Source organism: Pseudomonas sp. NCHU5216 (assembly GCF_052156495.1).
Lineage (GTDB): Bacteria > Pseudomonadota > Gammaproteobacteria > Pseudomonadales > Pseudomonadaceae > Aquipseudomonas.
The window spans coordinates 20,928-46,745 of record NZ_JBQLIX010000010.1 but is presented as its reverse complement, the minus strand read 5'-3'; the positions used below and the strand labels follow the sequence as shown (position 1 = coordinate 46,745).

The 25,818-nt window shown below is 63.6% G+C and carries 25 protein-coding genes and 1 tRNA gene; 12 read left to right on the top strand and 14 right to left on the bottom strand.

Going from position 1 to position 25,818, the window contains the following annotated elements:
* Positions 1-128 precede the first annotated feature (128 nt).
* Together cysE and trmJ are read right to left on the bottom strand one after the other, a co-directional pair.
* A complete protein-coding gene (gene cysE, locus ACSVIK_RS09960) occupies positions 129-917 on the bottom strand; it encodes a serine O-acetyltransferase (RefSeq protein ID WP_442444184.1) in 789 nt (262 codons plus the stop codon).
* Complete coding sequence (trmJ, locus tag ACSVIK_RS09955; RefSeq protein WP_442444183.1) at positions 910-1,689, bottom strand: tRNA (cytosine(32)/uridine(32)-2'-O)-methyltransferase TrmJ; 780 nt, start codon at positions 1,687-1,689, stop codon at positions 910-912. The genes cysE and trmJ overlap by 8 nt, the downstream gene beginning before the upstream one ends.
* 180 nt (positions 1,690-1,869) lie before the next feature.
* Between trmJ and suhB the strand changes: the two genes are divergently transcribed.
* Positions 1,870-2,685 carry a type III secretion system regulator SuhB gene (gene suhB, locus ACSVIK_RS09950; protein ID WP_442444182.1) on the top strand — a complete coding sequence of 272 codons (816 nt, stop codon included), beginning with the start codon at positions 1,870-1,872 and terminating at the stop codon, positions 2,683-2,685.
* A gap of 66 nt (positions 2,686-2,751) precedes the next feature.
* On the opposite strand, the gene ACSVIK_RS09945 is transcribed toward suhB, so the two are convergent.
* The 7 genes from ACSVIK_RS09945 to ACSVIK_RS09915 form a co-directional block, all read right to left on the bottom strand.
* On the bottom strand, positions 2,752-3,294 hold the full coding sequence (locus ACSVIK_RS09945; RefSeq protein ID WP_268178773.1) for a glycine zipper 2TM domain-containing protein: 543 nt from the start codon (positions 3,292-3,294) through the stop codon (positions 2,752-2,754).
* A 141-nt stretch (positions 3,295-3,435) separates the two neighbouring features.
* Complete coding sequence (secF, locus tag ACSVIK_RS09940; RefSeq protein WP_442444181.1) at positions 3,436-4,350, bottom strand: protein translocase subunit SecF; 915 nt, start codon at positions 4,348-4,350, stop codon at positions 3,436-3,438.
* Positions 4,351-4,360: 10 nt separating this feature from the next.
* Positions 4,361-6,229 carry a protein translocase subunit SecD gene (gene secD, locus ACSVIK_RS09935; RefSeq protein ID WP_442444180.1) on the bottom strand — a complete coding sequence of 623 codons (1,869 nt, stop codon included), beginning with the start codon at positions 6,227-6,229 and terminating at the stop codon, positions 4,361-4,363.
* Between the two features lie 70 nt (positions 6,230-6,299).
* Entirely contained in the window at positions 6,300-6,632 is a 333-nt protein-coding gene (gene yajC, locus ACSVIK_RS09930; protein ID WP_442444179.1) for a preprotein translocase subunit YajC, read from the bottom strand.
* A 44-nt stretch (positions 6,633-6,676) separates the two neighbouring features.
* Positions 6,677-7,792, bottom strand: coding sequence for a tRNA guanosine(34) transglycosylase Tgt (gene tgt / locus ACSVIK_RS09925; protein WP_442444261.1), 1,116 nt, complete (start codon positions 7,790-7,792; stop codon positions 6,677-6,679).
* Between the two features lie 20 nt (positions 7,793-7,812).
* Positions 7,813-8,856 carry a tRNA preQ1(34) S-adenosylmethionine ribosyltransferase-isomerase QueA gene (gene queA / locus ACSVIK_RS09920; protein ID WP_442444178.1) on the bottom strand — a complete coding sequence of 348 codons (1,044 nt, stop codon included), beginning with the start codon at positions 8,854-8,856 and terminating at the stop codon, positions 7,813-7,815.
* 78 nt (positions 8,857-8,934) lie between these two features.
* Entirely contained in the window at positions 8,935-9,645 is a 711-nt protein-coding gene (locus ACSVIK_RS09915) for a substrate-binding periplasmic protein (protein ID WP_442444260.1), read from the bottom strand.
* Between the two features lie 249 nt (positions 9,646-9,894).
* Here ACSVIK_RS09915 and ACSVIK_RS09910 point away from each other — a divergent pair.
* The 3 genes from ACSVIK_RS09910 to ACSVIK_RS09900 all read left to right on the top strand — a co-directional run bounded on the left by ACSVIK_RS09910 (position 9,895) and on the right by ACSVIK_RS09900 (position 11,092).
* A tRNA-Leu gene (locus ACSVIK_RS09910) sits at positions 9,895-9,979 on the top strand.
* A gap of 303 nt (positions 9,980-10,282) precedes the next feature.
* Positions 10,283-10,495 carry a cold-shock protein gene (locus tag ACSVIK_RS09905; protein ID WP_268178777.1) on the top strand — a complete coding sequence of 71 codons (213 nt, stop codon included), beginning with the start codon at positions 10,283-10,285 and terminating at the stop codon, positions 10,493-10,495.
* Positions 10,496-10,594: 99 nt separating this feature from the next.
* On the top strand, positions 10,595-11,092 hold the full coding sequence (locus ACSVIK_RS09900; protein ID WP_442444177.1) for an RDD family protein: 498 nt from the start codon (positions 10,595-10,597) through the stop codon (positions 11,090-11,092).
* Positions 11,093-11,150: 58 nt separating this feature from the next.
* Here ACSVIK_RS09900 and lptG read toward each other — a convergent pair whose 3' ends face one another.
* Together lptG and lptF are read right to left on the bottom strand one after the other, a co-directional pair.
* On the bottom strand, positions 11,151-12,215 hold the full coding sequence (gene lptG / locus ACSVIK_RS09895; RefSeq protein WP_442444176.1) for an LPS export ABC transporter permease LptG: 1,065 nt from the start codon (positions 12,213-12,215) through the stop codon (positions 11,151-11,153).
* Entirely contained in the window at positions 12,208-13,326 is a 1,119-nt protein-coding gene (gene lptF / locus ACSVIK_RS09890) for an LPS export ABC transporter permease LptF (protein WP_442444175.1), read from the bottom strand. The genes lptG and lptF overlap by 8 nt, the downstream gene beginning before the upstream one ends.
* 144 nt (positions 13,327-13,470) lie before the next feature.
* Here lptF and ACSVIK_RS09885 point away from each other — a divergent pair, with 144 nt between their 5' ends.
* The 7 genes from ACSVIK_RS09885 (at position 13,471) to ACSVIK_RS09855 (ending at position 22,705) form a co-directional block, all read left to right on the top strand.
* A complete protein-coding gene (locus tag ACSVIK_RS09885) occupies positions 13,471-14,988 on the top strand; it encodes a leucyl aminopeptidase (RefSeq protein ID WP_442444174.1) in 1,518 nt (505 codons plus the stop codon).
* A gap of 95 nt (positions 14,989-15,083) precedes the next feature.
* Positions 15,084-15,503, top strand: coding sequence for a DNA polymerase III subunit chi (locus ACSVIK_RS09880; protein ID WP_442444173.1), 420 nt, complete (start codon positions 15,084-15,086; stop codon positions 15,501-15,503).
* A 60-nt stretch (positions 15,504-15,563) separates the two neighbouring features.
* Entirely contained in the window at positions 15,564-15,998 is a 435-nt protein-coding gene (locus ACSVIK_RS09875; RefSeq protein ID WP_442444172.1) for a DNA polymerase III subunit chi, read from the top strand.
* Positions 15,999-16,154: 156 nt separating this feature from the next.
* Positions 16,155-18,986, top strand: coding sequence for a valine--tRNA ligase (locus ACSVIK_RS09870; protein ID WP_442444171.1), 2,832 nt, complete (start codon positions 16,155-16,157; stop codon positions 18,984-18,986).
* A 170-nt stretch (positions 18,987-19,156) separates the two neighbouring features.
* Positions 19,157-20,533 (top strand): sodium:proton antiporter NhaD, encoded by a 1,377-nt coding sequence (gene nhaD, locus ACSVIK_RS09865; RefSeq protein WP_442444170.1) that lies wholly within the window; start codon positions 19,157-19,159, stop codon positions 20,531-20,533.
* Between the two features lie 13 nt (positions 20,534-20,546).
* A complete protein-coding gene (locus ACSVIK_RS09860; protein ID WP_442444169.1) occupies positions 20,547-20,843 on the top strand; it encodes a winged helix-turn-helix domain-containing protein in 297 nt (98 codons plus the stop codon).
* Between the two features lie 32 nt (positions 20,844-20,875).
* Positions 20,876-22,705 (top strand): SLC13 family permease, encoded by a 1,830-nt coding sequence (locus tag ACSVIK_RS09855; RefSeq protein WP_442444168.1) that lies wholly within the window; start codon positions 20,876-20,878, stop codon positions 22,703-22,705.
* A gap of 6 nt (positions 22,706-22,711) precedes the next feature.
* Here the strand turns inward: ACSVIK_RS09855 and ACSVIK_RS09850 are convergent, their stop codons facing one another.
* A complete protein-coding gene (locus ACSVIK_RS09850; RefSeq protein WP_442444167.1) occupies positions 22,712-23,182 on the bottom strand; it encodes a bacteriohemerythrin in 471 nt (156 codons plus the stop codon).
* 205 nt (positions 23,183-23,387) lie between these two features.
* Here ACSVIK_RS09850 and rlmF point away from each other — a divergent pair, with 205 nt between their 5' ends.
* A complete protein-coding gene (gene rlmF, locus ACSVIK_RS09845; protein WP_442444166.1) occupies positions 23,388-24,389 on the top strand; it encodes a 23S rRNA (adenine(1618)-N(6))-methyltransferase RlmF in 1,002 nt (333 codons plus the stop codon).
* A 140-nt stretch (positions 24,390-24,529) separates the two neighbouring features.
* Here the strand turns inward: rlmF and rimI are convergent, their stop codons facing one another.
* Together rimI and ACSVIK_RS09835 are read right to left on the bottom strand one after the other, a co-directional pair.
* Positions 24,530-24,982, bottom strand: a complete 453-nt coding sequence (gene rimI / locus ACSVIK_RS09840) for a ribosomal protein S18-alanine N-acetyltransferase (RefSeq protein WP_442444165.1) — start codon at positions 24,980-24,982, stop codon at positions 24,530-24,532.
* 31 nt (positions 24,983-25,013) lie between these two features.
* On the bottom strand, positions 25,014-25,802 hold the full coding sequence (locus tag ACSVIK_RS09835; RefSeq protein WP_442444164.1) for an energy transducer TonB: 789 nt from the start codon (positions 25,800-25,802) through the stop codon (positions 25,014-25,016).
* Positions 25,803-25,818: the final 16 nt, after the last annotated feature.

The window sequence follows — 25,818 nt, the reverse complement described above, 5'->3', positions numbered from 1 at the left end:
TGAATGGGGGCGAGTATGCGCTTTTCCGAGTATTTAAGTCAACTATAAGACCTATCAATTTACTCGGGTTTGACCGGGAGAACCGGGGAGAAGGGGCGGCATGATAGCAGAGGCCACCCCTACACGCATCAGGCCGCCGGCTTGTCGTCCGCCTGCTGCTGATCCTTGCACACGCCAGCGAAATCCTCGTCGCGCAGCACCGGCAGATCCTTGGCGCAGTAATCGCTACCCAGTGCGGTCAAGGCCTTGCACATGCCTTCCAGGCGACCATCGACGGCATGCAGGTGATCGAGTAGCTGGCCAATGGCGCGCGCCACTGGATCGGGCATGTCCTGACCGACGCCATAGGCATCGAAACCGATCTTCTCGGCCATGGCCTGACGCTTGGCTTCCTGCTCGTCATCGGACTTGACGATGATCTTGCCGGGAATGCCGACTGCCGTGGCGCCAGCCGGCACTGCCTTGGTCACCACGGCGTTGGAACCGATCTTGGCCCCGGCACCGACGGTGAACGGGCCGAGCACCTTGGCCCCGGCACCGACCACCACGCCATCTTCCAAAGTGGGATGGCGCTTGCCCTTGTTCCAACTGGTGCCGCCCAGGGTCACGCCCTGATAGAGGGTCACGTCATTACCGATCTCGGCGGTCTCGCCAATGACGATACCCATGCCATGGTCGATGAAGAAACGCCGCCCGATTTTCGCCCCCGGATGGATCTCGATACCGGTCATCCAGCGGCCGAAGTTGGACACCACACGCGCCAGCCACTTCCAGCCCGACGTCCACAGGGCGTGAGCAAGGCGATGCAGCCATACGGCGTGCAGGCCGGGATAGCAGGTGACCACCTCAAAGGCATTACGCGCCGCCGGATCCCGATGGAATACGCTCTGAATATCTTCCCGCATGCGCTCAAACATCTGTATTTCCCCGCTTGTGATGCTCCCCGCGCGCCGCCTTCTCGGTTTCGGTCAGGATGCCGCGCAGAATGTTCATTTCCAGCTTGCTCACATCGCTGCGCCCGTACAGGCGACGCAGGCGGCTCATCAGGTGCCGCGGCTTCTCCGGATCGAGAAAACCGATGGCCACCAGCGTGCGCTCCAGGTGCCCATAGAAGGACTCCAGCTCATCGGCTGTGGCCAACTGGGTATTGAGCATGGCCGTGGTTTCCAGCTTGGCCACCTTGGTCGGCAACTGCTCGGCCGCCAGCCAGGCCATGCGCACTTCGTAGCTCAACACCTGCACCGCTGCCGCCAGATTGAGCGAACTGAACTCAGGATTCGATGGAATGTGCACGTGATACTGACATCGCTGCAGCTCTTCATTGGTCAGGCCGGCATATTCACGACCGAACACCAACGCCACTTCGCCACCGCCAGCGACCTGCTCGCAACTGGTCACGCCGCACTCGCGCGGATCAAGCATGGGCCAGGGAATACGCCGATCCCGCGCACTGGTACCGACTACCAAGGTGCAGCCCACCAGGGCCTCCTCCAGCGTGTCGACCACCTGTGCGGCATCGAGGATATCGGTGGCACCCGAGGCACGCGCCACGGCGTCGCTGCTGGGAAAATCTTCCGGCGCCACCAGCACCAGCCGCGAAAGGCCCATGTTCTTCATTGCCCGCGCCGCACCGCCGATGTTACCCGGATGACTGGTGCCGACCAGCACAACACGAATTCTTTCCAGCAAGGCCAAACCATCCACGCAAGCAAAAGGGCCAACGATCTTACCGAAGCCACACAACCATTACCATGCAGCGCCGCCTCGGGCAGGCCTGCGACATGACGATCGGCGTGCAGGCGACGCTTCATCGGCCACGCTTTTCTGCTAACATGGCCGGCTTTCTTTAACGCCCCAGGTGAACCTCCCATGCAGCCCATGCTGAATATCGCCCTGCGCGCCGCCCGCAGCGCCGGTGAAATGATCTTTCGCTCCATCGAGCGCCTGGATGTCATCTCGGTCGACGAGAAGGATGCCAAGGACTACGTCACCGAAGTCGACAAGGCCGCCGAGCTGATGATCGTCCAGGCCATCCGCAAGGCCTACCCGACCCACAGCTTCCTGGGCGAGGAAGGCGGCGTGCTGGAAGGCAGTGGCGAAGGCGCTGACTATCAGTGGATCATCGACCCACTCGACGGCACCACCAACTTCGTCCGCGGCGTACCGCACTTCGCCATCAGCATCGCCTGCAAATATCGCGGGCGCCTCGAGCACGCCATCGTCCTCGACCCGGTGCGCCAGGAAGAATTCACCGCCAGCCGCGGCCGTGGCGCCGCCCTCAATGGCCGCCGCCTGCGCGTGAGCAGCCGCAAGAGCCTCGATGGCGCCCTGCTGGGCACCGGCTTCCCCTTCCGTGACGGCCAGCTCGACCACCTGGAGAACTACCTGGGCATGTTCCGCAGCCTGACCGGGCAGACCGCCGGCATACGCCGCGCCGGTGCCGCCAGCCTGGATCTGGCTTACGTCGCCGCTGGCCGCTTCGATGCGTTCTGGGAATTCGGCCTATCCGAGTGGGACATGGCTGCAGGCGCCCTGCTGATCCAGGAAGCCGGCGGCCTGGTGAGCGATTTCACTGGCGGCCACGAATTCCTCGAGAAAGGCCAGATCGTCGCCGGCAACACCAAGTGCTTCAAGGCCGTGCTGACCGCGATCCAACCGCACCTGGCGCCCTCGATGAAGCGCTGACGCGGCCCGAGCCCGATGCAACGCCAATAAAAAACGCCCCGAGGGGCGTTTTTTATTGCACTGAATTTATTGCGCCTGCTGCACCAGCACCAACTCGCCCTGCTTGTTGACTGGAATCTGGCTGCCGGGATCGCGATCCATGCGCACGTTGCCGACCTTCTCACCCAATTGATACTTCACGTCATAGCCGACCACTTTCTCGCTGGTGTCGGTGACCGTGTTGCAGCGGGTTTCCGTAGTGGTATAGGTGTCACGGGCCTGCATGCCTTCCTGAACCTTGTTGCCGGCATAACCACCACCAATGGCACCGGCAACAGTGGCGATCTTCTTGCCGTTACCACCGCCGATCTGGTTACCCAGCAGACCACCGGCAATAGCGCCGATCGCCGTACCGGCGATCTGGTGCTGATCCTGCACCGGACGCTGGCGCGTCACGGTAACGTCCTTGCACACTTCGCGCGGGGTCTTGATGGTTTCCTTGACTGGCGTGACCGCCAGCACCTCTGCGTAAGACGGGCCACGATCGACAAGGCTGTAAGTGGCAACCGCCCCACCCGCCGTCACACCCACAGCACCCAGTACGGCACCTACCAACATCGACTTGTTCATGATTATTGTCTCCTAGCACGGCGCGGTGCGCCCTTCTCCCTGCCTAGGACAGCCGAAGGCCGCGGCAAGTTCGACTTGCCGCGGCCTTCGTCAGGTTTCATGAACTCCATCACATCGCCTGAGCCCCAGGCGATACGGGCCTCAGGGCCGTCCGTCGTCAGCCTCGGCCTCGACCGCAGGCGGGATCAGATCTTCCACGGTCAGCTTCAGCCACACCAGCACCACGGCCCCGATATACACCGAGGAGTAGGTGCCGACCACCACACCGATCAGCAGCGTCAGGGCAAAGCCTGCCAGCGCGTCGCCACCGAAGAACAGCAGCGCCAGCAACGCCAGGGCGGTGGACAGCGACGTGGCGATGGTACGCAGCAGGGTCTGGGTGACCGAGATATCGATGTTCTCGATCAGCGACGCCTTGCGCAGCATGCGGAAGTTCTCGCGAATCCGGTCGTAGATGATGATGGTGTCGTTGAGCGAGTAACCGATCATCGCCAGCACTGCAGCCAGCACCGTCAGGTCGAAGGGCACCTGGAAGAAGGCCAGCACACCCAGGGTGATGATGACGTCATGCACCAGCGAGGCGATGGCGCCCATGCCGAACTTCCACTGGAAGCGGAAGGCCAGGTACAGCAGCACACCACCCAGCGCCAGGAGCATGGCGATACCGCCCTTGTCGCGCAGCTCTTCGCCGACCTGCGGACCGACGAACTCGACCCGCTTGACCTCGAACTTGGCACTGTCAGCCGCGCGCAGCGCCTCGGCGACACGGTTACCGAGATCGGCCTCGTCACCAGCCAGGCGCACCAGCACATCGGTGCTGGCACCGAAGTTCTGCACCATGGCATCGGCATAACCGGCCTGGCCCAGCTCGGCCTTGATGTTATCCAGATTGGCCGCCTGCTCGAACTGCAGTTCGATCAGCGTACCACCAGTGAAATCCAGGCCGAAGTTGAGGCCCTTGGCGAACAACGCGCCCAGGCCGATCAGCGTCAGTACGACCGTAATGGAAAAGGCGATGTTGCGCACCGCCATGAAACGAATGGTTGACTTGGTCATGGCTGGCCCCTCAGATCCACAGCTTCTTGAAGTTACGACCACCGAAGATCAGATTGACCATGGCACGGGTGAATATGATGGCAGTGAACATCGAGGTGACGATGCCGATCGACATGGTCACGGCGAAGCCCTTGACCGGGCCAGTGCCCATGAAGAACAGAATGAGACCGACCAGCAGCGTGGTCAGGTTACTGTCGAGAATCGCCGAGAAGGCACGGTCGAAACCCTCGTGCAGGGCACGCTGCACCGGCAGGCCATTGGCCAGCTCCTCGCGTATGCGCGAGAAGATCAGCACGTTGGCATCCACCGCCATACCCAGGGTCAGTACGATACCGGCGATACCCGGCAGGGTCAGGGTGGCGCCGAAGATCGACATCATGCCGACCAGCAACACCAAGTTGAAGGCCAGCGCCACAGCCGCCAGCACACCGAAGAAGCGATAGATGGCGATGATGAACAGGGTGACGAAGATCATCGCCCATTCGGTGGACTCGATGCCCTTGGCGATGTTCTCGGCGCCCAGGCTCGGGCCGATGGTGCGTTCTTCGGCGAAGTACATCGGCGCGGCCAGGCCACCGGCACGCAGCAGCAGCGCCAGTTCCGAGGACTCACCCTGGCCGTTCAGGCCGGTGATGCGGAATTGGCTGCCTAGCGGCGACTGGATGGTTGCCAGGCTGATGACCTTCTTCTCCTCGACGAACGAGGGCACCGCCACTTCCTGCTCGACACCGTTGACGGTCTTGCGCACATAGCGGGTCACCGGCTTCTGCTCGATGAACACCACGGCCATGCTGCGCCCGACGTTGTTGCGCGTGGCGCGACTCATCAGGTCGCCGCCATGCCCATCCAGACGAATGTTCACCTGCGGGCGACCGTTCTCGTCGAAGCTGGCCTGGGCATCGGTGACCTGATCACCAGTGATGATCAGATCGCGCTCGAGCTGCACGGGCGGGCGCCCCGCCTCACGGAACTCGAAGGTTTCGGTCGAAGCCCTGGAGGCATCCAGCGGCGCCTGCAGACGGAATTCCAGGTTGGCGGTCTTGCCGAGGATACGCTTGGCCTCGGCGGTGTCCTGCACACCGGGCAGCTCGACCACGATGCGGTTGGCGCCCTGGCGCTGTACCAGCGGCTCGGCCACGCCCAGTTCGTTGACCCGGTTGCGCACCGTGGTCAGGTTCTGCTTGATCGAGTATTCACGAATCTCGGCGATCTTCGCCTGGGTCAGCGCCAGTTGCAGCACCTGCTGGTCACCGCGCTCGACGGTGCTCAGCTCGAAGTCCTTGTAATCCTTGCGGATCAGGCGCTCGGCCTTGTCCAGCGTATCGCTGTCGGCAAAGCCGAGCTGAATGCGGCCATTGCTTTCCGGCATGCTGCGATAGCGCACGCGCTCCTTGCGCAGCAGGCTCTTGATTTCGCCTTCGTAGACCTTGCGGCGTACATCCAGCGCCTTGTCCATGTCGACTTCCAGCAGGAAGTGCACGCCACCGGACAGATCCAGCCCCAACTTCATCGGGCTGGCGCCCAGGCTGCGCAGCCAGTCGGGCGTGGTCTGCGCCAGGTTCAACGCCACCACGTAGTCATCGCCGAGCACACGACGCACCACGTCCTTGGCCGGCAACTGGTCATCCTGCTTGGTCAGGCGGATCAGGCCGGCATGGCCGCTCTGGGACAGGCTAGCGGCCTTGACCGCGATGCCGGCGTCCTGCAGCGCCTTGCTGGCACGATCGAGATCCGCCTGCTGGATGCTCAGCGCCGTGCTGGCGCCACTGATCTGTATGGCAGGATCGTCCGGATAGAGGTTGGGAATGGAATACACCAGACCCACCGCCAGTACGGCGAGGATCAACAGGTACTTCCACAGAGGATATTTATTGAGCATGAACGGGCTACCCGTCTAAGACACGGGGCGCTGAAAGCGCCCCGTGGAATGGAAAGAACCAATAACCGAATCAGATGGCTTTCAGCGTGCCCTTGGGCAGGGTCGCGGCGATGGCCTGCTTCTGGAACTTCAGCTCGACGCTGTCGGACACCTCGATCACCACGAAGTCGTCGGCCACCTTGGTCACCTTGCCGGCGATACCGCCGCTGGTGACCACTTCGTCACCCTTCTGCAGGCTGCCGAGCAGGTTCTTGTGCTCCTTGGCACGCTTGGCCTGCGGGCGCCAGATCATCAGGTAGAAGATGACCAGGAAACCGATCAGGAACACCCACTCGAAACCAGTGCCGGCAGGGCCTGCAGCCGCAGCGGTGTCAGCGTAGGCGGCGGGAATGAAAAAGCTCATGTAACACTCCTAATGGGAAAGGACTTCTTGAAAACGTGAGAGGGTCAGTCCAAGGGCGGCACAGGCAGGCCGCGCTTGGCATAGAAGGCTTCGACAAAGGCGGCCAATGTACCCTGTCCGATAGCCTCGCGCAAACCAGCCATGACCCGCTGATAATGCCGCAAGTTGTGGATGGTATTGAGCATGCTACCGAGCATTTCGCCGCATTTGTCCAGATGATGCAGGTAGGCGCGGGAGAAGTTCTTGCAGGTGTAGCAGTCGCAGGTTGGATCCAGCGGCGAGTCGTCGTGCTTGTGCACCGCGTTGCGGATCTTCACCACCCCGGTATCGACGAACAGGTGGCCATTGCGCGCATTACGGGTCGGCATCACGCAGTCGAACATGTCCACGCCACGGCGCACACCCTCGACCAGATCCTCCGGCTTGCCCACCCCCATCAGGTAGCGCGGTTTGTCCGCCGGCATCTGTGGTGGCAGGAAATCCAGCACGCGGATCATCTCTTCCTTGGGCTCGCCCACCGACAACCCGCCGATGGCCAGGCCGTCGAAGTCGATCTCGCACAACCCTTCCAGCGAGCGCATGCGCAGCTCTTCATGCATCCCACCCTGGACGATGCCGAACAGCGCCGCCGTGCTCTCGCCATGGGCGACCTTGGAGCGCTTGGCCCAGCGCAGCGACAGCTCCATGGAGCGCTTGGCCACGTCGAACTCGGCCGGGTATGGCGTGCACTCGTCGAAGATCATCACGATGTCCGAGCCCAGGTCACGCTGCACCTGCATCGACTCTTCCGGCCCCATGAACACCTTGGCGCCATCGACCGGCGAGGCGAAGTACACGCCCTCCTCCTTGATCTTGCGCATCGCCCCCAGGCTGAACACCTGGAAGCCGCCGGAGTCGGTGAGGATCGGCCCCTGCCACTGCATGAAGTCGTGCAGGTCGCCATGCTTCTTGATCACCTCCATGCCCGGACGCAGCCACAGGTGGAAGGTATTGCCGAGGATGATCTGCGCGCCGATGCCCTCGACATCGCGCGGCAACATGCCCTTGACCGTGCCATAGGTGCCCACCGGCATGAAGGCCGGGGTTTCGACCACGCCACGCGGGAAGGTCAGGCGGCCACGGCGGGCCTTGCCGTCGGTGGCCAGCAACTCGAAGGACATGCGACAGGTGCGCGACATACTCAAACCTCGGGCCCGCGCGCGGCGGGATTGCGGGTGATGAACATGGCATCACCGTAACTGAAGAAGCGATAGCCCTGCGCCACCGCCTCGCGGTAGGCCGCCATGGTCTCGGCGTAGCCGGCGAAGGCCGACACCAGCATCAGCAGGGTCGACTCGGGCAGGTGGAAGTTGGTCACCAGGGCATCGACCACATGGAAGGGGCGCCCTGGGTAGATGAAGATATCGGTGTCGCCGCTGAAGGGCTTGAGCTCGCCATCGCGCGCTGCCGTCTCCAGCGAGCGCACGCTGGTGGTGCCCACCGCGATCACCCGACCGCCACGCGCCCGGCAGGCGGCGATGGCATCGACGACGTCCTGGCTCACCTCCAGCCATTCGCTGTGCATGTGGTGATCCTCGATGCGCTCGACCCGCACCGGCTGGAAGGTGCCGGCGCCCACGTGCAGGGTGACGAAGGCGCTGTCCACGCCCTTGGCGCGGATCGCCGCCAGCAGCTCGTCATCGAAGTGCAGACCAGCGGTTGGCGCCGCCACGGCTCCAGCCTTCTGCGCATAGACGGTCTGATAGCGCTCGCGGTCAGCCTCGTCATCCGGCCTGTCTATATAAGGCGGCAGCGGCATGTGCCCGACCCGCTCCAGCAACGGTAGCACCGGCTCGGCGAAGTCCAGCTCGAACAGGGCATCGTGACGCGCCACCATCTGCGCCTCGCCACCACCCTCGATGAGGATGCTCGAGCCCGGCTTGGGCGACTTGCTGGCCCGCACGTGCGCCAGCACCCGGGTCTGATCCAGCACCCGCTCGACCAGAATCTCCAGCTTGCCACCCGAGGCCTTCTGCCCGAACAGCCGCGCCGGAATCACCCGGGTGTTGTTGAACACCATCAGATCGCCAGGGCGCAATTGCTCCAGCAGATCGGTGAAACGGCCATGGCGCAGCGCTCCTGTCGGCCCGTCGAGCTGCAACAGGCGGCTGGCTCGGCGTTCGGCCAGAGGGTGACGGGCAATCAACGACTCGGGAAGATCGAAATGGAAGTCGGCAACACGCATGGGCAATGGAGGGTCATTCAGCAGGGCGGCAAAGCTTACCGGAATTCCCCCTCCCCGACCATGTGGGCCTGGCAGTGGTCAGGGCGCGTAGCGGGCGACGATACGCGCCAGGGTGCCGTCTTGCTGCATGCTGCGGATGGCCGCATCCATGCTGCCGAGCCACTGCCGGTAATCGCGATGCAGCCTGAGCCGCAACTGCGAGCTGTGGATGACTGGCCCTTGCTCGACCTGCCAGCGCGGCAAACTCAAGCGCGCGTCCTTGCGCAGCAGATAGCGCCACTCCAGGCGGTCGATGATGCCAGCCTCGCTTCGCCCCTGAGCCACCAGATAGATCAAGGCAGCCGCATCGGCACCATCGACCCGCGTGAAGGTGCCGGCCCCGGCATAGCCATAACCGCGCACCGTGGCGATGGCGCGCCCGCGCAAATCTTCGAGCCCCCGATAGGGAAAGGCCTTGCCGGGCGGGAACAGCAGGATCTCCTGCGCCTCGAGCACCGGCACCGTCCACAACGACGCCTCGGCCTGCTCTGGCTCCGCGCGCCACAACTGGCTCACACAGCATTCGATCTGCAGATGCCCCTCACGAAACAGCTTCTGCGCACGCAGCGGCGGCAGCGGATGGCTGGCCTCGAGCTGCACGGGTAGACGCTCGCCCAGCGCGAGCATGACATCGTGCAGAATGCCCTCGACGCGCCCGTCCTCCACGATCCAGTAGGGCTCCCAGCCTTCATCCGTCACCGCATAGGTCAGGGTTTCGGCCTGCACCAGCGGGACGAATGCCAGCAGCATAACGAACACGGACTGTCGCCAAACATTAGCCAAGCCCCCTCCCCCCTGAGAACGAATTCCACTTCCGAAAGCACCGCTATAAACGAGATGCCTGCCAATCTTTATGACAGGCCAGATTTTATTCCTTGGCTCGTCATACAGCGCGACTAAGTTATCAATCCTGCACAGCACTTCAGGTGCGGCAGATCGAAGCTGCAAAGACGCCGATTGACCGGCGCCAGGCGCATCCCTATACTGCGCCGCCATTGTGCCCCGGTGGCGGAATCGGTAGACGCGGCGGATTCAAAATCCGTTTTCGAAAGGAGTGGGAGTTCGAGTCTCCCCCGGGGCACCATCATCTTCTCGAGGCTCTTCAGCAGCCTTGCGCAACACCTCTTCAACACGCATTCGACAAGGCACGTCGATACCCTTGCAAACCCTGGCGCAGCAGCGCTGGCAGGGGGTTGGCAAGTGCATAAAAGTTAGCGTAGAGTGGCCGAACTGTTTGCATGGGTCGCCGTGAATCGTGACTCAGGTGCGGCAGATCATTTGATCCGCTACATCCCGCTCGACTTCTATTACTCCTTGCAACCAGTCTCAGTCCTCCATGGCATTTCGCTGGAGGCTGTCATCAACTACTAGTTTCAAGGAAAAAGACATGTCGAATCGTCAAACCGGCACCGTCAAGTGGTTCAACGACGAGAAAGGCTTCGGCTTCATCACTCCCGAAAGCGGTCCGGATCTGTTCGTGCACTTCCGCGCTATCGAAGGCACTGGCTTCCGCAGCCTGAAAGAAGGCCAGAAGGTCACCTTTGAAGCCGTGCAAGGCCAGAAAGGCATGCAGGCTGACAAGGTTCAGGTAGTCAGCTGAGACTTCCTCGAAAACCCCTGATGGCAACATCAGGGGTTTTTTATATCCTGCCAGCAGTCCCGGTTAGAATGGCGCGCAGTCCATTACAGCGAGCTCATCATGCCGAGACATCAGCTACGCCCACAGGGCGACTTCCCCTCTGCCGGTCCGATCCGCCGACTGGCTGCCCTCTTTTACGATTCCCTGCTCTGCGTCGCACTGATGATGGTGGTCACGCTCATCTATCAACAGGGCATCCTGCGCCTGATCTTCGGTAGCGACAAACTGCTGACCATGTCGCAACAGGGTGCGCTCGACCACGACCCCCTGCTGGCCAGCCTGGTGTTGTTGAGCCTGTTCGGCTTCTTCGCCAAGTTCTGGACGCACAACGGTCAGACCCTGGGTATGCAAGCCTGGGGACTGCGCATCCAGAACGCCGACGGCACGGCCATCGACCTGTGGCAGGCCCTGCTGCGTTTCGTGGTCGCCATCGGCTCCTGGCTGTTCGCCGGCCTCGGCTTCCTGTGGATGCTCTGGGACAAGCAGGGCCGCACCTGGCATGACGCCTATTCGGACAGCCGCATGGTGCAACTGCCGAAGAACGTGCATAAGAAATAGCCCGGCACAGGCACAAAAAAGCCGGTTCAGTGAACCGGCTTTTTCATGTCCGCCAACCTCAGCCAGCGCGTCGCAACAACCAGGCCCCAGCCAAGGCACAGACACCGGCCGGCACCAGCACCGCCAGCAGCGGCGAGAAGCCGAACACCAGGCTGGACGGCCCCAGCAGATCCTGAGCGATGCGGAAGATGAAGCCCACCAGTACACCGGTGAAGACCCGCTGTCCCAGGGTCACCGAACGCAGCGGACCGAAGATGAAGGAAATCGCCATCAGCACCAGTGCAGCGGTAACCAGCGGCTGCAGCACCTTGCTCCAGAACGCCAGCCAGTAGCGTGCGTTGTTCAAGCCCTGATCCGCCAGGTAGTGGATGTATTGCCACAGGCCGGTGACCGACAGCGCCTCTGGCTCCATCACCACCGTGCCCAGCAGTTGCGGATTGAGTTCGATGTCCCAGCGTTCCTCGTCCTGCTGACTGACCTCGGAGTGATCGGCATACAGGTGCGTGGTCTTCACATCCTGCAGCAACCAGTGACCGTCATTGAATTCGGCACGGCGCGCGAAGCTGGAGGACTGCAGGCGGCGCTCGTCGTCGAAGCGATAACGGGTCACCCCCAGCAGGGTGCCATCGGCGCGTACCACGTTGATGTGCACATACTCCTGCCCTTGGCGATGCCACAGGCCACGCTTGGAACTCTGCGCCTGCGCACCACCCTGAGCGATGGCGCGGCTGGCCTGGGCCTGGTTCTCGGTCCAGGGCGCCACGTATTCGCCGATCAGAATGCCGACCAACAGCAAGGCCAGCATGGGTTTCATCACCGCCCAGGAAATACGCGCGATGGAGACACCCGCGGCACGCATGACGGTCAGTTCGCTGCTGCTGGCCAGGGAGCCGAGCCCGATCAGGCAGCCGATCAACGCGGCCATCGGCAACATGTCGTAGGCGCGGCGCGGCGCGGTCAGCAGGACGTACCACAGCGCCTGCGGCAGGCCGTAGTCGCCCTTGTTCAGATCACCCAGCTCGTCGATGAAAGCGAACAGCAGCGCCAGGCCGAGGATGATGCCCAGCACCGCCAGGATGGCGATGAATACCTGCACACCGATATAACGATCCAGCTTAGCCATGGGCCACCTCCGACACGCGACGACTGGCCCACCACAGGCTCAAACGCTCCCAATAAAGCAGGATCAGGCCGATGGCCAGGAAGATCAGGTGCACCCACCACAAGCCCAAGGCTGGCGGCAGCTTGCCCTTGTCCAGCGCGCCACGGGCGGCGATCAGCAAGCCCAGGTAGGTCATGTAGAGGAAGATCGCCGGCAGCAGCTTGAGAAAGCGCCCCTGGCGCGGATTGACCTTGGACAGCGGCACCGCCAACAGGGTGACCACGAACACCAGCAGCGGCAGGGACAGACGCCATTGCAGCTCGGCCTGCATCACCGGATCGTCGCTGCCGAACAGGTCGCGGGTCGGGATCGCCTCGCGCTCGTTGGCCTCGAGTGCCACCTCGGGCTTGGGCAGCAGCACACCGTAGGTGTCGTAGCGAATGGCACGGTAATCGGCCTCGCCCGGCTCACCGTCATAGCGATAGCCGTTCTCCAGTATCAGATAGCGACTGCCGTCCGGGTGAATTTCCTGGCGGCCACTTTCAGCCACCAGCACGGTGGTGCCGCGCTCGGAGCGGCCGTCGGAGGAGAAACGCTTCTCCGACATGAACACACCACGCAGCTCGCTGCGATCGGCAGACAGCTCCTGCGAGTAGGTCACCCGCGAACCATCGCGCAGCGACTGGAAGCGCCCGGGCACCAGGGTATCCAGTTCGGTCAGGGCATCCTGCTCGCTGAGAATGCGCGCCACCCCGGCCACGCCTTGCGGCGCCAGGCCCATGCTCAGCCAGCCGACCAGCAGGGCGACGATCAGGGCCGGCGCCATGCTGTAGACAGTCAGGCGCTGCTGACTGACGCCGGTAGCCGACAGCACGGTCATTTCGCTGTCCAGATACAGGCGGCCGTATGCCAGCAGAAAGCCGAGGAACAGGCCAAGCGGCAGGATCAGTTGCAGGAAACCGGGAATCCGGTAGCCCATGATCAAAAACAGCACGCTCGGGTCGAGCACGCCCTGCGCCGCCTGGGCCAGGTACTTGATGAAACGACCGCTCATGATGATCACCAGCAGCACGGCGCTCACCGCGCTGAGGGTCACCAACACTTCGCGGGACAGATAACGGAAGACGATCAAACCGGACGCTCCAGGGTTGTCAGGCTCAGGCGCGAGCGCTCAAACTAGCCGCACCTACTTGCCGGCCCACCGCAGGGTGGGCCCTCGAAAAAATGGCGGCCATTATCCGTCAAACCCGACTCTTTGTCTTGGGGACAGCTCAATATGGAATTTCTCGTCAAAAGCACCCGCCCGGAAACCCTGAAGACCGCCACCCTGGTCGTCACCATCGGCGAAGGCCGCAAGCTGGGTGATGCCGCCAAGGCCGTCGACCAAGCCAGCAACGGCGCGATCACGGCGGTACTCAAGCGTGGCGACCTCGCTGGCAAGCCGGGCCAGACCCTGCTACTGCACGGTCTGCCGGGGCTCAAGGCCGAGCGCGTGCTGCTGGTGGGCTGTGGCAAGGGCGATCTGTCCGACCGCCAACTGCGCAAGTTGGTTGCCAGCGTGCACGGTGTGCTCAAGGGCCTGGGCGGCGGCGACGCCCTGCTGGCTCTGGGCGAGCTCAAGGTCAAGGGCCGTGATGCCTACGGCAAGACTCGCCTGATCATGGAAACCCTGGCCGACGGCAGCTACCTGTTCGAGCAGTTCAAGAGCAAGAAGAGCGACCCGCGTGCCCTGAAGAAAATCACGCTGGTGGTCGACAAGGCCGAGCTGGCCGATGCCGAACGCGCCCTGCAGCATGCCCGCGCCATCGCCACGGGCGTGGCCTTCACCAAGGATCTGGGCAACCTGCCGCCGAACCTGTGCCACCCCAGCTACCTGGCCGAAGAGGCCAAGGCTCTGGGCAAGGCGCACAAGAACCTCAAGGTGGAAATCCTCGACGAGAAGAAGCTCAAGGAGCTGGGCGCCGGCGCCTTCCTCGCCGTGGCCCAGGGCAGCGAGCAGCCGCCACGGATGATCGTCATGCACTACCAGGGCGGCAAGAAGGACGACAAACCCTTCGCCCTCGTCGGCAAGGGCATCACCTTCGACACCGGCGGCATCAGCATCAAGCCGGCCGCCAGCATGGACGAGATGAAGTACGACATGTGCGGCGCCGCCAGTGTGTTCGGCACCCTCAAGGCGGTGCTCGAACTGCAACTGCCGATCAACCTGGTGTGCCTGCTGGCCTGCGCCGAGAACATGCCCAGCGGCCGCGCCACCCGCCCCGGCGATATCGTCACCACCATGAGCGGGCAGACCGTGGAAATCCTCAACACCGACGCCGAAGGCCGCCTGGTGCTGTGCGACACCCTGACCTACGCCGAGCGCTTCAAGCCGCAGGCGGTGATCGACATCGCCACCCTCACCGGCGCCTGCATCGTCGCCCTGGGCAGCAACGTCTCCGGCCTGATGGGCAATAACGACACGCTGATCAAGCAGATCCTCAAGGCGGGTGAAAGCGCCGACGACCGCGCCTGGCAACTACCGCTGTACGACGAGTATCAGGAGCAGTTGGACAGCCCCTTCGCCGACATCGCCAACATCGGCGGGCCGAAGGCTGGCACCATCACCGCCGGCTGCTTCCTGTCGCGCTTCGCCAAGAACTTCCACTGGGCGCACCTGGACATCGCTGGCACCGCCTGGATCAGCGGCGGCAAGGACAAGGGCGGCACTGGCCGACCGGTACCGCTGCTGACCCAGTATCTGCTGGATCGCAGCGAAAGCAGCCGCAAGCCGCAAGCCGCAAGCGCCAAGTAACAGCCCTGCAACCCAGCCAACGGGGCACTTCGGAACATCGACGTGCCCCTGCTTTTTCTTGCAGCTTGCCGCTTGAAGCTTGAGACTTGCCCACCATGCCCAGAATCGAGTTCTACGTCCTCTCCTCTGCTGATGCCGAAGGTCGCTTGCGCGCGGCCTGCCAGTTGGCGCTGAAGGCCTGGAGCGCCGGCCTGCCGGTGTTCCTGCGTGGCAGCGACGAGGCACAGTGCGGCGAGCTCGACGAGTTGCTCTGGCGCTTCAAGGCCGAACGTTTCGTGCCCCACGATCTGCATGCCGACGCGCCGCTGTCGCCGGTGGTACTGGGCACCGACGAAGTACCCAGCAGCGAACAGGGCGTGCTGATCAACCTCGGCAGCAGCCTGTCGCCCCATGTCGAACGGTTTTCCCGCATCATCGAGATCGTCAACCAGCAGCCCGAACTGCTCAGCGCCTGTCGCGAGAATTTCCGTACCTATCGCCAGCGCGGGTATGATCCCAAGCGCGTCGAACTTTAGCCTGCAGCGACGCTCACAATTCTCGTCACCCCAGCCCTCTTACCCGCTGCGTCGATCACCATGGACACCCCCAAGCCTCCGCAAAAGCCCGCTCAGCTACTGCACGACCTGGAGTCGATTCGCGAGCTGCTGGGCGACAACAGCAGCGAGCCGTCACTGCTGATCGACTCGCTCGACCCGGACAGCATCCCCGTGCTGTCCGATATCGTCAGCGCGCCACCAGGGCCGCCGCCGCCCTTCCACGCGACGCCGCCCGCGAAGCCCGCGCCAGCGCCCAAAGCCACCACCGCGCCGACCCGTGAGGCCGTGCGAGCCAGCCTGGAGCCGCGCCTGCACGACAGCGCCCGCGAGCTGCAGCACCTGAGCGGCGAACTGCGCGCCGCCGCGCAATTGATCCTGCAGGATGTGATCGACGATTTCGTGCCGCAGATCGAAGCCGAGCTCAAGCGCCGCCTCGAAGCCCGTCTGCCGCGCCTGCTGCCGCCGCGCAAGTAACCCATCCAAGCCCCGCAGCCCGGATGCAATCCGGGGAACCTCGCAAGATTGCGTCCGAGCTACGGCGCGAGCCGCAAACTCTCAGCCCATAAATACAGCTTTGCCTTTATAATCCCCGGTTTTTCCTGATCAGCCGTCACAAGGGTCCCGCCGCGCATGGACAAGACCTACCAGCCGCACGCCATCGAATCCAACTGGTACCAGACCTGGGAGAAGAACAACTACTTCGCCCCGCAAGGTCATGGTGAGCCGTACACCATCATGATCCCGCCGCCGAACGTCACCGGCAGCCTGCACATGGGTCACGGCTTCAACAACGCCATCATGGATGCGCTGATCCGCTTCCGCCGCATGCAGGGCCGCAACACCCTGTGGCAGCCGGGCACCGACCACGCCGGTATCGCCACGCAAATGGTGGTGGAGCGCCAGCTCGCCGCGCAGGGCATCGGTCGTCACGACCTGGGCCGCGAGAAATTCCTGGAGAAAGTCTGGGAATGGAAGAACCAGTCCGGCGGCACCATCACCCGGCAGATCCGCCGTTTGGGCAGTTCGGTGGACTGGTCGCGCGAGCGCTTCACCATGGACGACGGCCTGTCCGAAGCGGTCAAGGAAGCCTTCGTCCGCCTGCACGACGATGGCCTGATCTACCGCGGCAAGCGCCTGGTCAACTGGGACACCAAGTTCCACACCGCCATCTCCGATCTGGAAGTGGAAAACCACGACGAGAAAGGCTCGCTGTGGAACCTGCGCTACCCGCTGGCCGACGGCAAGAAGACCGCCGAAGGCAATGACTACCTGATCGTCGCCACCACCCGCCCGGAAACCATGCTCGGCGACAGCGCCGTGGCCGTGCATCCGGAAGACGAGCGCTACAAGGCGCTGATCGGCAGCTACGTCGAACTGCCGCTGGTGGGCCGTCGCATCCCGATCATCGCCGACGACTACTGCGACCCGGAATTCGGCACCGGCTGCGTGAAGATCACCCCGGCGCACGACTTCAACGACTACGAAGTGGGCAAGCGCCACAACCTGCCGCTGATCAACATTTTCGACAAGAACGCCGCGGTGCTGGCCACTGCCCAGGTGTTCAACCTCGACGGCAGCGTCAACGAGCAGATCGAAGCCAACATTCCGGCGCAGTTCGCCGGGCTGGATCGCTTCGAGGCGCGCAAGCAGATCGTCGCCGCCTTCGAGGCCGCCGGCCTACTGGAAAAGATCGAAGACCACGCGCTGAAGGTGCCGAAAGGCGACCGCTCCGGCACCGTGATCGAACCCTGGCTGACCGACCAGTGGTACGTCTCCACCAAGCCACTGGCCGAGAAGGCCATCGCCGTGGTCGAGAGTGGCGAAATCCAGTTCGTGCCCAAGCAGTACGAAAACATGTACTTCAGCTGGATGCGCGACATCCAGGACTGGTGCATCAGCCGTCAGCTGTGGTGGGGCCACCGCATTCCGGCCTGGTACGACGAGGCCGGCAACGTCTATGTTGGCCGTGACGAAGCGGAAGTACGCGCCAAGCACAACCTCGGCGATGCTGTTCTGCGCCAGGATGAAGACGTGCTCGACACCTGGTTCAGCTCCGGCCTGTGGACCTTCTCCACCCTCGGCTGGCCGCAGCAGACCGATTTCCTCAAGACCTTCCACCCCACCGACGTGCTGGTCACCGGCTTCGACATCATCTTCTTCTGGGTCGCCCGGATGATCATGCTGTCGACCCACCTGACCGGGCAGATTCCGTTCAAGACCGTGTACGTGCACGGCCTGGTGCGTGACGGCCAGGGGCAGAAGATGTCCAAGTCCAAGGGCAACGTGCTCGACCCACTGGACATCGTCGACGGCATCACCCTCGACGAACTGCTGGAAAAACGCACCAGCGGCATGATGCAGCCCAAGCTGGCCGAGAAGATCGCCAAGCAGACCAAGGCCGAGTTCCCCGAAGGCATCGCCAGCTACGGCACCGATGCCCTGCGCTTCACCTTCTGCTCGCTGGCCACCACCGGCCGCGACGTGAAGTTCGACATGGGCCGCGTCGAGGGTTACCGCAACTTCTGCAACAAGCTGTGGAACGCCGCCAACTTCGTCATCGAGAACACCGATGGCCAGGACACCGGCGTGAATGGCGAAGAAGTCGAGCTGTCCTCGGTGGATCGCTGGATCATCAGCCAGTTGCAGCGCACCGAAGCCGAAGTCACCCGCCAGCTCGACGCCTTCCGCTTCGACCTGGCTACCCAGGCGCTCTATGAGTTCGTCTGGGATCAGTACTGCGCCTGGTACCTGGAACTGGTCAAGCCGGTGCTGTGGGACGAGAACGCGCCCATCGAGCGCCAGCGTGGCACTCGCCGCACCCTGGTGCGCGTGCTGGAAGTGATCCTGCGCCTGGCTCACCCCTTCATGCCCTTCATCACCGAAGAAATCTGGCAGCGCATCAAGGGCCAGGCCGGCGTGCAGGGCGAGACCCTGATGCTGCAACCCTGGCCGGTGGCCAATGACAGCCGCATCGACGCCGCCGCCGAAGGCGACATCGAGTGGGTCAAGCAGTTGATGCTCGGCGTACGCCAGATCCGTGGCGAGATGAAGATTTCCATGGCCAAGCGCATCGATATCATCGTGGCCAACGCTTCGGCGGAAGATCAACGCCGCCTGGCCGACTTCGAGCCGCTGCTGAACAAGCTGGCCAAGCTGGAGTCGGTGCGTGTGCTGGCTGCAGGTGAAGAAGCACCGATGTCCGCCACCACTCTGGTCGGCGAGATGGAAGTGCTGGTGCCGATGGCCGGGCTGATCGACAAGGACGCCGAACTGGCGCGCCTGGACAAGGAGATCGGCCGCCTGGAAGGTGAAGTCAAGCGTGTCGGCGGCAAGCTGGCCAACGAAGGCTTCGTCGCCAAGGCCCCGGCCGAAGTGCTGGAGAAGGAACGCGCCAAGCTGGCCGAGGCCGAGCAGGCCCTGGCCAAGATGGTCGAGCAGCGCGGCAAGATCGCCGCGCTCTGATAGCGGCACCTTCCTGCTTCATCCCGACAAGGCCCGCGCCCACCACAGCGCGGGCCTTGTCGTTCCTGCACTTTTAGCTATAAAAGCCTTCCCTTTTACAAGGTGTTTCAGGCATCTTCCTCCGCCTACCGACCTTTACCTCATCGATAAGAAACAACAGGCGGATCCCCATGTATGCGTTGATGGCACTCGTGTTCGTCCTCGGTTATCTGTGCATAGCCCTGGAACATCCACTGAAGATCGACAAGGCCGCCTCCGCGCTGCTGACCGCCGTCATCGCCTGGACGCTGTTGGTGATGGGCGCCGACAGCATCCTGCCGATGATCGGCTCGGGCACCGCCGGCTCCAGCACCAATACCCATCACGCCATCGAGGAACTGCGCCATCATCTGGGCGAGATTTCCGAGATCCTGTTCTTCCTCATGGGCGCCATGACCATCGTCGAGCTGATCGATGCCCATGAAGGCTTCAAGGTCATCACCGACCGCATCAGCACCCAGAAGCGCGTGCATCTGCTGTGGCTGGTGGGGCTGATCACCTTCTTCCTGTCCTCGGCGCTGGACAACCTGGCCACCACCATCGTGATGATTTCGCTGCTGCGCAAGCTGATCGCCGAGCAGCACGAACGCTGGTTCTACGCCGGCATCGTGGTGATCGCCGCCAATGCCGGCGGCGCCTGGTCGCCCATCGGTGACGTGACCACCACCATGTTGTGGATCGGCGGCCAGATCACTGCCAGTGGCATCGTTGTCCAGCTCTTCCTGCCCAGCCTGATGTGCCTGCTGCTGCCGCTGATTGTCATGAGCTTCATCCTCAAGGGCGAAGTCGCGCCCCCTCGGCTCAAGGAAAGCAGCGAAAGCCGCCGCGACCCGACCACACCCTTCGAGCGCAACCTGATCTTCGGCCTGGGCCTGGGTGCGCTGATCTTCGTGCCGATCTTCAAGACCGTCACCCACCTGCCGCCGTACATGGGCATTCTCTTCGGCCTCAGCCTGTTGTGGATCACCACCGAGATCATCCACCGCAGCAAGAACAGCGAAGAGAAGGATCCGCTGTCGGTGGTGGGCGTGCTACGGCGCATCGACATCACCAGCGTGCTGTTCTTCCTCGGCATCCTGCTGGCGGTGTCGGCGCTGTCCAGCGCCGGCCATCTGACTCAGGTGGCGACGCTGCTCAAGGACAGCCTGGGCAACGTCTACAGCATCGCCCTGTCCATCGGCCTGCTCTCGGCAGTGGTGGACAACGTGCCCATGGTGGCCGGGGCCATGAAGATGTACCCGCTGGTCAGTACCGAGGCACTGCAACTGGCCGACGTCGCCGAGCAATCCTGGCTCGGCAGCTTCGTCGTCAATGGCCACTTCTGGGAAATGCTCGCCTACTGCGCCGGCACCGGCGGTAGCTGCCTGATCATCGGCTCGGCCGCTGGCGTGGCGGCCATGGGCATGGAGAAGATCAATTTCATCTGGTATCTCAAGCGCATCACTGGCCTGGCGTTCCTCGGCTACCTGGCCGGCGCCGGCACCTATATGCTGCTCGCTAGCCTGTAAGCGGGAGCCCGACATGGACGTGAGCAAGACCAGAACCAGCTTCTACCGCCGCCTCTACGTGGCCTGGCTGATCGACAGCGGCCAGGCCGTCAGCGTACCGGCGCTGATGGCGGCCACCGGCATGCCCCGGCGCACCGCGCAGGACACCCTCACCGCCCTGGCCGAGCTGGATATCGACTGCCAGTTCGAGCAGGCCGAAGGCGAGCGCAACAATGCCGGGCACTACCGCATCCGCGACTGGGGGCCTTTCGACAAGCACTGGATCGCCGCCAACCTGCAGCAGATCAAGGCTACGCTCGGTTATCCCTGAGATAATCGCCTCCCTGTTCAATGGGAAGCGTGATGAATCCTGATCTGTTCTGGGTGCTGGGCCTGCTGGCCGGCGCCGTAACCCTCTTCGTCATCGGCAAGCCACGCATGGACGTGGTGGCCCTGCTGGTGCTGGTCGCCCTGCCGCTGACTGGCGTGCTCGATTTGCAGCAGACCCTGGCCGGGTTCAGCGACGCCAACGTCATCCTGATCGCCGCGCTGTTCATCATCGGCGATGGCCTGGTGCGCACCGGCATCGCCTACCGCCTGGGCGACTGGCTGGTGACCAGCGCCGGCAGCAGTGAAACGCGCCTGCTGATCCTGCTGATGCTGGCGGTGGCTGGCCTCGGTTCGGTGATGAGTTCCACCGGCGTGGTGGCCATCTTCATCCCCGTGGTGCTGGGTGTGGCTGCACGCCTGCGCATCGCCCCGGCACGATTGATGATGCCGCTGGCCTTCGCCGGGTTGATCAGCGGTATGCTCACCCTGGTGGCGACACCGCCGAATCTGGTGGTGCATGCCGAGCTGCGCCGCGCCGGGCTGGATGGCTTCGACTTCTTCGCCTTTACCCCCATCGGCCTGGCGGTGCTGGTGCTGGGTGTCGGCTACATGCTGGTCGCGCGGCGCTGGCTGGTGCGCAGCGCACCAGGCGGCAATGCCGAGCCGCCACGCCTGACCCTGGCCGACCTGGCCGAGCGTTACCGCCTGGGTGAGCGCGAGCGGCGCCTGCAGGTGCGCGCCGATTCGCCCCTGGCCAACCAGATACTCAACGAGCTGCAACTGCGCCGCGAGCATGGCATCAACGTCATCGCCGTCGAGCGCCGCCAACGCCTGCGCACCCTGCTGCTGATGGCCAGCGGCAACACCCTGCTGGAGCCGGGTGACGTGCTGCTGGTGGACATTGCCAGCCCCACCATCGGCCTGCTCGGCAGCTACCAGGCCCTGGGCCTGGAACCCATGCCGCTGCCGCACTCCTATTTCAGCCTGCACGCCCATGAACTGGGCCTGGCCGAGGTGGCGCTGCCACCGGAGTCGCAACTGCCGGGCAAGAGCATCCAGGAGCTGGGCTTTCGCTCGCGGCACAAGCTCAATGTGGTCGGCCTGCGCCGCCAGGGTCAGGCGCTGGAAGGCGTGCTGGTGGACGAAAAGCTCAAGGCTTCCGACACCCTGCTGGTGGCCGGCGCCTGGCGCGACATCCACCGTCTGCAGGGGCTGAGCCGCGATTTTCTGGTGCTCAGCCTGCCGGCGGAGGTGGCCGAGGTGGCACCTGCTGCGCGCAAGGCGCCCTATGCCCTGCTCAGCCTGGCGGTGATGGTGGGGCTGATGGTCAGCGGCCTGGTGCCCAACGTACAGGCCGCACTGATCGCCTGCCTGCTGCTGGGGGCGTTTCGCTGCATCGATCTGGACAGTGCCTACCGCGCCATCCACTGGCCGACGCTGATCCTCATCGTCGGCATGCTGCCCTTCGCCCAGGCGCTGCAACAAACCGGCGGCGTCGAGCTGGCGGTGCAGGGTTTGGTGGGTGGCCTGGGCGACGCCGGGCCACGGCTGATCCTCGCCTGCCTGTTCGCGTTGACCGCAGTGATCGGCCTGTTCATTTCCAACACCGCCACGGCGGTGCTGATGGCGCCGGTGGCCATCGCCACGGCGCAGGCGCTGGGCGCCTCGCCGCTGCCCTTCGCCATGACCGTCGCCCTGGCCGCCTCGGCGGCCTTCATGACACCGATTTCTTCGCCGGTGAATACTCTGGTGCTCGGCCCCGGCCAGTACCGCTTCGGCGACTTCGTGCGCATCGGTGTGCCCTTCACCCTGCTGGTGATGCTGGTCAGCGTGGTGCTGGTGCCGCTGCTCTTTCCGCTCTGAAAGCGCTTACGCGGCACCACGGAAGAAGCGTCGCCCGGCGCGGCGTAGCCATCCACCTTCGGAGACGTCGGCGCTCAGCCGACGCAGGTTATCGTTGACGGCCTCGACGTAGTTGCGGTCGTCACTGCGGATATGGCTGAACAACCAGCGTCCCAGCAGCCCCTTGAGTTCGTCGGCGATATCCTCACCGCCGTTGAAGCGCTGGCGGTAGTCTTCCACACGCTTGATGAACAACGCGTGCACCCGCTTGTGTGCCTTGGTGAAGGCATAACCAGCCTCTTCGAGCATCGCCTCCTCGAAGGCGAAATGTGAGACGGTATAGTCGATCAACTCGTCGATGACGGCGCCCACCTTCGCCTTGTTGGCGCTGCGCTGAGCGTCGTCTAGCTGATTGATCATCGCGACGATACGTTTGTGCTGATCGTCGATTACCGTGATGCCGGTATCGAGGTCGTCACTCCACTGCAGATATGCCATGGTGCCTCCTTGCTGCAGATCGAAGATGCGGCAGTCTAGAGCCTCAGGCCGGCGCCAAATTGACCTGGGTCAACGCATGCTCCGCTGCTTTATGGCACCTGCGAAATTCCGTTAACCAGAGCACAGATCACGTGCTTCTTCACCGAGCTACGGTTTGCGCGCAAAGCATGGGAAAATCCCGCGACCGCCAGACCAGACGACCAGCATGCCGCAATCACCGAAGCGCCCCCGCAAACCCGCCACCGCAGCCGTGAAGACGGCACCGGCCAAGGGTGAGCTGCACCCACGCAATCGCCACAAGGGACGCTACGACTTTCCCGCGCTGATCGAGGCAAGTCCCGAACTGGGCCGTTTCGTCATCACCAACCCCTACGGCAAACCGAGCATCGACTTTGCCGACCCGGCAGCGGTCAAGGTGTTCAACCGCGCCTTGCTGCGCCAGTACTACGGCATTGAGCACTGGGACATTCCCGACGGCTATCTGTGCCCGCCGATTCCCGGCCGCGCCGACTACCTGCACAACCTCGCCGACCTGCTGGCAAGCGACAACGACGAGCAGATTCCTCGTGGCGAGCGCATCCGCGCACTGGATATCGGCGTCGGCGCCAACTGCATATACCCGTTGATCGGCCATTGCGAATACGCCTGGCATTTTCTCGGTGCCGATACCGCAGCCGCCGCCCTGGACTCGGCGCGCGCCATCGTCGACGGCAACCGGCAACTGAGCGGCGCCATCGAACTGCGCCAGCAGGCCAATGCCGAGCATGTCTTTCTTGGCCTGCTGCACAGCGATGAGCGCTTCGACCTGACCCTGTGCAACCCGCCCTTCCACACCAGCGCCGCCGAAGCCAGCAGTGGCAGCACGCGCAAATGGCGCAACCTCGGCAAGCTCGACCCCAAGCGCAAGCTGCCGCTGCTCAACTTCGGCGGGCAGGCCGCCGAGTTGTGGTGCCCAGGCGGCGAAGCGGCCTTCCTCAAGCGCATGGCCAGCGAGAGCGCGCAGATCGCCGAACAGGTGCTGTGGTTCAGTAGCCTGGTGTCCAAGGTCAGCAACGTCGAATTGCTGCAAGGCTGGCTGGATCGGGCCGGCGCAGCCGAGGTGCGCATCCTCGGCATGTCCCAGGGGCAGAAGCAGAGCCGCCTGGTGGCCTGGAGCTTCAAGGATGGCGAGGCGCGTAGCACCTGGCGCAGGGATCGCTGGAGCTAGCAGGCTGCTGAAAAACTACCTGCGTTGGCAATACTGCGTTAAAAACAGCCTCAAAATGCTCATTTACAACGCGTAAACTGCGCTTTTTCGGCTGTTTTTTCCTTGTCTTTCCTGCCTCGCCTACGTTTTTCAACGGCCTGCTAATCGATCAAGGTACAGGCCATCACCAGCGCATCCTCGCGCCCGCCCACCGCCGGGTAGTAGTCACGACGGCGGCCCACTTCGTTGAAGCCGAATCGCTCGTATAGCCGATAGGCCGTCTGGTTGCTGGCGCGTACTTCGAGGAAGCACTCACGCCCGCCCTGCTTATAGGCCTCCTGCATCAGGTGTTCGAGCAGACGCAGGCCGAGCCCGCGACCCTGGCTCTCCGGCTTGACGGTGATATTGAGCAGGTGCGCTTCGTCGAGAATCAGGTTGATCACGCCATGGCCGACCTGCTGCCCGCCCTCGAACATCAGCCAGCAGTCATAGGACTTCAACGCATCGCTGAAGATGCCACGGGTCCAAGGGTGGCTGAAGGCGGCGTATTCCACCTTCAGCACGGCATCGAGATCCGCCTCGGTCATCGGACGGAAGGAAATCGCATCGCTCATTGGGCGTCACTCAGGCGCAAGGACAGTATTCTCAGGAGTGAGCGGGAGCCAGCCAGCGCTGACGGATTCGCCGCATGGCCTGCCACAGCTCGCGCTTGCGCGCGGGCTCGTCCATCAGCAGCTCCAGCCCTGGCAAGGCCCAGCAGGCGCCGAGGCCTTCGACCTGCAGTTCGCGGTTGTAGCTGTGCTCGTCGCCCTCGCCGGCGAAACGGATGGCCGGCAGCCCGACCAGCCACAGGCAGGCGCTGGGCTGCTCTTCCAGGCGCGCGGCGACGAAGCTCTGCACGAACTCAAGCGCCGCCTCCGGGCCCTGATCCATCTGGCCGCGTACCAACAGCGGCCAACGCACCGGCTCGCCGAGCAGTTGCGGGCTGTCCGGCAGGCCGGCAGCGCGCAGCAAGTCCTTGAGCAGGATGTAGGCCGGGTCGCGGCTCTGGAACGGCTCGCCAGTGGGCAGTTCCACCAGCAGGGCACAATCGCCGGCACGCAGCAACTGCAGGGCGAAGCGTGGCGGTGGCGCGCTGACCCGAGCCGGTTTTTCCTCCACTGGCTCCGGCTCTGCCGCTGGCTCGACAGCAGCCTGGCGCGGTTGCGTGCCTGGGCGCGGAATTTCGATTTTCAGCCGCTCGACCGGTGCCTCTCGCACTGCCTCGGCAACCTTCACCACAGGCTCGACTGCCACCTCCTGCGGCGCTTCGGCCGGCGGCGGGGCGAGCAATTCGGCGCGCGATGGCGCAGCAAAGGGCAGCTCGGTACGCGGCAGCCAGGTGGTCACCTGCATGGCATCGAGGTAGGCGCGGCGGCGCAGCTCGGCGTTCAAAGCAGCAGTATCCCGT